The 886-nt window shown below is 41.3% G+C and carries 2 protein-coding genes; both read right to left on the bottom strand.

The features are described from left to right. Nucleotides 1-41: 41 nt before the first annotated feature. Nucleotides 42-407, bottom strand: a complete 366-nt coding sequence (locus tag AC25Y6_RS19590) for a group II intron maturase-specific domain-containing protein (RefSeq protein ID WP_488144204.1) — start codon at nt 405-407, stop codon at nt 42-44. A gap of 11 nt (nt 408-418) precedes the next feature. Next, nucleotides 419-886: reverse transcriptase domain-containing protein (locus tag AC25Y6_RS19585; protein ID WP_488144203.1), on the bottom strand; the 468-nt coding region annotated here is incomplete at its 5' end.

Genomic DNA, 886 nt, shown 5'->3' with positions numbered 1-886 from the left:
ACCTCTCACACCACCGTACGTACCGTTCGGTATACGGCGGTTCAACCTTTTAAGTATCTTCGCTCATAAAGTTGGGACATATCTTTCAGTCCCCATTTTATGAGCTTTTCTTTCGTTATTGCACGATGTAAGATTTTAGTCCTAGAAGTACGCCAGTACCCCTTTCGGGAATTTGCTTGTTTTATAGCTGCCTCATGATCGATGCCATATTTACGGAGCATTGCGTATTTCGTACGGACCCTCTTCCACCTTTTCCAGACGATTTGCCTAAGTCGGTGGTTTAACCATTGCTGGATTTCCAGGATGAAACTCTTCATTCTGCTTACCCCATAGTAGTTAATCCATCCAACCGTAATCTGATTAATCTTCTTGATGATTTCCGAGAATGTACCGGGTCTTTTACGAATGGTTTCTTTCCTCAGTTTGTTTTTGAATCGTTGTTTCGCCGATTTACTTGGTCGGCATCCAACTTTCCCATGAGGTTTTGAATATTGAACCCAAGAAACGTTGACAAGGTTGCACCACAGACTTTACTCTTCTCCTGATTAATAGTGAGTTGTAAATCCTTTTCGATGAATTGGGTGACGCTTTCCATCACTCGTTCTCCTGCACGTTTACTTTTGACATAGATGACAAAGTCATCTGCGTATCGGATAAAACGATGTTCCCTCTTTTCCAGTTCTCTATCCAACTTATTCAAGTAGACATTCGCAAGAATTGGAGATAGTGGTCCACCTTGCGGTGCCCCTTCTGTTGTTTCGATGTAGATTTCTTTATCCAGAATACCTGAACGAAGAAATTTCCAGACCAGTTTCAGAATAATCTTATCTGATATGAACTCCTCCAAGTACGCATGTACTCTTTGATGATGTATCGTATCGAAATA

The organism is Sporosarcina sp. Y1004, from assembly GCF_057669665.1.
The sequence above is the reverse complement of the archived record's forward strand: the minus strand, read 5'-3'. Positions and strand labels throughout refer to the sequence as shown.